Below are 5448 nucleotides of genomic sequence, written 5' to 3'. Positions count from 1 at the left end.
AATACAAGGCCCGAAGGAGGACTGACTTTCTTTTCCACTTCCTCGTTGATGCGGGCAAAGGCATCAGGAAGGTGGGCAAGATCCCGGAAGAGCTCGTTCCTTGCCCACTCGACATCCATGCCGCCTCCGTTGATGTAGGCCATGGGGTAGTAGTACCCCTCAAGGACGGAACGGGGGAAAAGGAGGGTCTTGTAACGCACATCGGGAACGAACCGGTCCACGAAAACGGCAAAGCAGGACGCTGTCCCGGCAATATCAAAGGCAATGCCTGGCTTCACCACCCCTGCTCCTAAGGTATTCGCCGCCTGATCGCCACAACCGGCAACAATGGGAACCCCTGAGGGAAGGCCCATGGCCTTCGCCCACTCCTCCTTTAGGTAGCCTATAACCTCCCAGGGAGAGACGATACGGGGCATTTTCTCCTTCTCGATGTCAAAGATTCCGAGAATTTCCTCGTCCCATTTCTTCTCCTTGAGGTCCGCAAAACAGGAGAAGTGCATGTACGTGTAGTCGATGTACGTCTCGTCTCCCTTGAGCCCCGCGAGTTTCTGGGCTACCCAGCAGCCCGGGACGGTGAACTTCACAATACGCCGGTAGACCTCCGGGTGTTCCCTCTTCCACCAGAGAATCTTTGGGCCATGGTTGATACTCGGTCCCATGCCCGATTTGGTGATGATAAGATCTTCGGCTCTTTTTTTCATCTCCTCGGCGTACGAAGCAGAGCGAACGTCAAGCCAGGAGTCGTAGGGAGTTGCCGCCTCCCCCTCCTTATCCACCCCCATGATGCCCGCCATCTGGCCGTCGATGGCTAAGGCCACCACGTCTTTGGGATTCACCCCGCTTTTCTCCACCACTTCCTTCACCGTGCGAACGACCGACAGGAGCATCTCCTCTGGGTCCTGGGTGACGCTCCCATCCTGGCCGTAGATGATGTTTGAACTCTCCCGGGCAATAGCGAGGGCATTTCCTTCGGTATCGAAGATGCCGGTCTTTGTGGCCGTTGTCCCCAGATCGCACCCAATGAGAAAGGCCACCATCACCACTCCTTTATCTCCACCGGTTTCCCCAGGGCAAGGGACTCATGCCCCGCCCCCACGATTCGCACCACCCGAAGCCCATCTTCAAGAGAGGGCGCAGGCTCTGTGCCAGAAAGCACCGAGCGAATGAAGGCCTTGAGCTCTTCGAGGTATCCCTCCCTGAAGCGCAGGGCCCACCCTGCCTGGGTGTCCCGAACTGCCTTCTTTTCGGTTGTGTACAGGACAGGTCCCTTCCCCTCCGTTTCCCCGACCCGAATCATCCCCTTCGTCCCCAGGATTTCCATTCGGGCATCGTACGCATACCCAACGGGGCAACCGCCGTCGATGATTCCGAAAGGACCGTCAGAGAAAGCGATGGTGAGGAGGTAGTGGTCGTAGAAATCGGGGAAGGATTCCCGAGCTTCAGGAGACTTGAAGTTCTTCGCCTCCATGAACACCCGCAGGGGCCTTTTCTGGGCGAACCACAAAACGGCATCAATATCGTGGGAGGACACCTCAGCAAGCATTCCTCCACTCTTTGCCCGATCCCAGATCCAGGAAGGAGGAAGACCGGGGCCCCTCCCCGTGGACTTCACAAGGACAAGGTCTCCAATGAGTCCCTCCTGGACCATCTCAAAGGCCCGCCGAATTTCGGGATCGTACCGGCGCATGAAACCAATCTGGAACTTCACCCCTGCCTCCTCCACGGCTTTCTTCATTGCCAGGGCTTCTCCGAGGTTCTGGGCAAGGGGCTTCTCGCAGAAGATGTGCTTTTTGGCTTTCGCCGCTTTCTCGACGATATCCCGATGGGTGAACGTTAAAGAGGCAATGCACACCGCATCAAACGTTTCTTTTTCCAGAGCCTCCTCAAAGGAGGTGTAGGAGCGAACACCAAGTTCCTGCGCCGCCTCTTGGGCTTTCGCTTTATCGACGTCCACCACCGCCTTGAGCTCTCCCTCAGGGATGTAGTGCACGAGGTTCCGCCCGTGCACCATGCCTGCCCGTCCTGCTCCGACAAGGACAAAAGAGACCTTCTCCATGCTCTCCCTCCATCCTAATCGCGCATAATCCTCCTTCGCCACTGGTCGAAGACGACCACCGCAACGATCAAGAGCCCGTTCACGACCCGCTGCCAGAAAGGCTCAACGTTGAGGAGGTTGAGGCCGTTGGAAAGGACCCCCATGAGGATTGCCCCAACGAGAGTCCCAAAGACCGATCCCTTGCCCCCAAAGAGGTTCGTCCCCCCGATAACCACCGCCGCAATGGTCTGAAGCTCGAGACCCTCTGCCATGAGGGCATTTGCCGAGTTCATCCGACCCACAAGCACAAGACCCGCGAAGCCGCAGTAGAGTCCGGAAACGCCGTAGACGAGGATTTTGACGCGGTCCACGTTGATTCCGGAAGCCCGCGCCGCCTCCCGGTTCCCTCCCACTGCGTACAGCGAACGACCGAAAGTCGTACGGTTCAGGATGAACCAGGTGATGGCCACCACAAGGAGGGCAAAAACCATGGGGACCGGGACTCCTCCGATGTGACCACTCCCAAGCCACACAATGCTCTCCGGGAGGTACCCCGCGAGTTTCGTGGCCGTGAAATGGGAGGGAACGGGGAGACCCCCAGTGATGAGAAGGGCTATACCCCGAACGGCTCCAAGCATGCCCAGGGTGGCGATGAAATCAGGGATTCTCCCTTTGGCAACGATGACGCCATTTGCAAGCCCTGCGAGTGTCGCAAAGAAAAGCCCAAGGAGCGCCCCACTCGCAAAAGGCCAGCCCCAGTAGCTCATCGCCACCGCCGCAAGGCACCCTCCAAGAGCAAGAATGGAACCCACCGAGAGGTCGATACCGGCCGTGATGATCACCATGGTCTGCGCCGAAGCGGCAATGAGGACCACCGCCACCTGGCGGAAGATGTTCAGCCAGTTGCTCAGGGTGAAAAAGTACGGAGAGAGAACGGCAAAAACGGTACTCAAGGCGATGAGTCCAACAAGAGAACCACCCTTGAGGAGGAGACTGACGAAACCCCCTCCACGCCATGCGAGAACTCTATTTGACACCGTAGGCACCCCCTTCAGGAAACTCCGCTGGCTACAGCAAGGAGCATTGCCTTGTCCACTTCCTCTGTGTTCTCGAAGACACGAACAATCCGGCCATTGCGCATGACGGCAATCCGATCCGCTACCTCGAGGGCTTCCATCGGCTCAGAGGTAATGTAGAGAATTGTTAACCCCTGCTGGGCAAGACCACGGACCATCTCCCGGATTTCAAACTTTGCTCCCACATCGATTCCCCGGGTTGGTTCATCCATAATGAGGAGCTTGGGTTTCCGCGCCAACCAGCGGGCAAGGAGAACCTTCTGCTGGTTCCCTCCGCTCAGGTACAGGACTTCCCGGAGAACATTCGGGGTTTTGATACGCAGGGAACGGACGAAATCCTCGGCAAGGTTCATTTCCTCCCGGATGCGGAGGATGCCTCGCCGCGACACGAAGGAAAGAATGGCTAAGGTGATGTTCGCAAAAACAGGGAGTTCGTACACTAAGGCGTTCCGGCGGTCCTCCGGGAGGTATCCGATGCCCAGGGCAATGGCCTCCTGAGGACTGCGGGGCTGCACCATCCGATCCCCAAGGAGCATTTTTCCTTCGGCTCGCTCAAGGCCAAAAAGGCCCCTCGCAAGGGTTGTTCGCCCCGACCCCACCAGGCCAAAGAGCACGAAAACCTCGCCTTCCCGAATCCGAAGCGTAACATCCCGCACGAATCCACCCACCGAGAAGTTCTCTAAGGAAAGGGTAAGATTCCTGCCGGTGTGGTCTCCCCCGTGGGTCGCCTCCAGAGAGGCAACAGGTTTCCCCGTCAGGTACTCAAAGAGCATTCGCTCATCCAGACGGTGCGCTTCTTCGGTAACCACTTTTCGGCCATCCCGAAGGACCGTCACCCGATCGGCAATACGCAATGCCTCGTTCAGCTTATGAGAAATAAAAATGATGCCGATACCCGTCTTTTTGATTTCGGAAATGAGGTCAAAAAGGCGATTCACCTCATCCTCGCTCAGGGCCGACGTGGGCTCATCAAGAAGGAGAATGCGGACGTTCGGTCGGCTCACCGCCTTGAGAATCTCCACCATCTGCTGCTCGGCAACGCTCAAGAGGTTCACCGGAGTCCCCGGGGACTCCTCGATGCCAAAACGCTCAAGGAGGCGCCGGGTCTCGGAAAAAATCTCGTCCCAGTCAACCTGGATGCCCCTTTTCGGCCACCTTCCGAGGAATATGTTCTCGGCAATGCTCAGGTACGGCACAAGGGAGAGCTCCTGCTGCACAAGGGCAATTCCCGCACTGAGGGCATCCCGGGGAGAGAGGAAATGCACCGGTTTCCCGTCAAGGAGAATTTCTCCGCTGTCCTTGGGGATGATGCCGCTTATGATTTTCATCAGGGTGCTCTTCCCTGCACCGTTCTCCCCAAGGAGCGCGTGGACTTCCCCGGGGAGAACATCCATGCTCACCGCATCGAGTGCCCGTACCCCGGGGAAAGATTTGCTGACATTGCGAATCGAAAGAACTGGGGCCAGAGGTCCTACCATACGGTGTAGCCTCCATCAACGCTCAGGACTGCTCCGGTTGCATACCCTATCCGGGGAGAGGCAAGGAAGAGAATGGCTGCGGCGATTTCCTCGGGTTTTCCGAGCCGCCTCAGGGGACGGGATTCCTCAAGGCTTCTCCGCGCCTTCTCGGGGTCCTTTTCTTTTCGCAGCGCCTCCTCCACAAGGGGGGTATAGGTTGTCCCCGGGCATACGCAGTTCACCCGAACCCCAAAAGGTGCAAAGTCCACCGCACAGCTCTTCGTGATGGAGATAACCGCAGCCTTGGTGAGGTTGTAAATCATCTGGTTCGCAATGGCCACAAGACCTGCCTCAGAGGCAACGTTGACGATGACTCCTTCTCTTTTCTCGACCATGTGCTTCCCCACGCTCTGGGTGCAGAGGATAACGCCCTTGACGTTGACATCAACGAGTCTCTCAAAATCCTCTTCCTTGAAAGCCAGCGCATCACCCTTGGCGTAGACTCCAGCGTTATTCACAAGGATATCGATTCTCCCGAAGCGCTTCACAACTTCCTCAGTCATTGAGGCAACGCTCTCCCCACAGGCCACATCGACTTCCACAAAGAGGGCCGAGTGTCCCCGGGCGGTGAGCTCTTTCTCAAGAGCCCTGCCTCTTTCTGGATTGGCATCGGCAATGACGACCTGCGCTCCTTCCTCGGCAAAAAGACGAACCGTGGCTTCTCCTATCCCCGCTCCTCCACCGGTAACAATGGCAACTCTTCCAGAGAATCCAAGGTCCAAGGGGTCTCACTCCTTCCGGAAAAGGCCCCCCTTTCGGGGGGCCAAGCTTCATTTCTCGAGGTAGGCCTTCTTGATGGCCTCCCAGTCAATGGGTTCAA

General features: G+C 57.4%; 5 protein-coding genes. All 5 read right to left on the bottom strand.

Annotation, left to right across the window (positions count from 1 at the left end):
- Positions 1 to 1037, bottom strand: a 1037-nt coding sequence (locus H5U36_08530; protein ID MBC7218163.1) for a xylulose kinase, incomplete at its 3' end; no start/stop codon positions are given.
- The gene (locus H5U36_08525) at positions 1037 to 2056 is read right to left on the bottom strand and encodes a Gfo/Idh/MocA family oxidoreductase (protein ID MBC7218162.1); all 1020 of its coding nucleotides are present in this window, start codon (positions 2054 to 2056) and stop codon (positions 1037 to 1039) included. The genes H5U36_08525 and H5U36_08530, both read right to left, overlap by 1 nt.
- Before the next feature lie 14 nt (positions 2057 to 2070).
- Positions 2071 to 3081, bottom strand: a complete 1011-nt coding sequence (locus tag H5U36_08520; protein MBC7218161.1) for an ABC transporter permease — start codon at positions 3079 to 3081, stop codon at positions 2071 to 2073.
- Positions 3082 to 3086: 5 nt separating this feature from the next.
- Positions 3087 to 4589 (bottom strand): sugar ABC transporter ATP-binding protein, encoded by a 1503-nt coding sequence (locus H5U36_08515; protein MBC7218160.1) that lies wholly within the window; start codon positions 4587 to 4589, stop codon positions 3087 to 3089.
- A complete protein-coding gene (locus H5U36_08510; protein MBC7218159.1) occupies positions 4583 to 5350 on the bottom strand; it encodes a 3-oxoacyl-ACP reductase FabG in 768 nt (255 codons plus the stop codon). The genes H5U36_08515 and H5U36_08510 overlap by 7 nt, the downstream gene beginning before the upstream one ends.
- Between the last annotated feature and the right edge of the window lie 98 nt (positions 5351 to 5448).

The organism is Candidatus Caldatribacterium sp., from assembly GCA_014359405.1.
Taxonomy (GTDB): Bacteria; Atribacterota; Atribacteria; order Atribacterales; family Caldatribacteriaceae; genus Caldatribacterium; species Caldatribacterium oleiphilum.
This window is presented reverse-complemented; position numbering and strand designations above follow the sequence as displayed.